The 706-nt window shown below is 61.5% G+C and carries 1 protein-coding gene; it reads right to left on the reverse strand.

Annotation, left to right across the window (positions count from 1 at the left end):
• On the reverse strand, positions 1–706 hold a 706-nt coding region (locus PVZ80_RS00200; RefSeq protein WP_273863277.1), incomplete at both ends, for an immunoglobulin-like domain-containing protein.

The following is a 706-nucleotide window of genomic DNA, read 5'->3' on the forward strand; positions in this document are numbered from 1 at the left end:
AGAGCTGCCGCCGGCCAAGGCATCGTTAGGCGCTACGAAATTCACGGTACCGCTGCTGGCGCCGACTGGGATGGTGATGGTCTGGCCATTCGACAGGGTGACCACGACCGGCGAGCCGGTGACTGGAGCGGTGACCGATGCGGTGTACACCACCACGCCACCTTCAGCGACGCTAGGAGTGGCGGTCAGGCTAACGGTTGAGGTGTCGATGGTGTCGGTCACGTCGGTGACGGCCGGCGTGGTGTTCGGCACCAGGCTCTCGAAGTTCCCGCCTACGGCGTCTTTGATGCTGACTTCAACCTTGCCGGCATCCTTGTACACATCATCAGCTGGAGCAGCGACGGTGACGGAGCCTGTGGTTGCACCGGCAGCAATGGTGATCACTGCGCCGTTCGACAGGGTCACGGTTACCGGAGTGCCAGCGGCATTGGTCAGGGTCGCGGTGTAAACGATCGAACCGCCTTCGGCAACGGTATCGGTCGCGCTGAGCGTCAGGTTGGTGGTGTCCGGGGTATCGGTAACCGAGGTTTCAGCTGGTTTGCTGTCAACGTCGAGTTTTTCGTAATTGCCGCCAGTCGCACCGGTGATGGTGGTGCTCAGAGAGCTACCGCCTGCCAATGCATCGTTCGGAGCCGTGAAATTCACAGTACCGGAAGACTCGCCCACCGGGATGGTGATGGTTTGGCCGTTGGACAGGGTGACCACG

The organism is Pseudomonas sp. B3G-3 (assembly GCF_028640915.1).
GTDB classification, from domain to species: domain Bacteria; phylum Pseudomonadota; class Gammaproteobacteria; order Pseudomonadales; family Pseudomonadaceae; genus Aquipseudomonas; species Aquipseudomonas chlororaphis_I.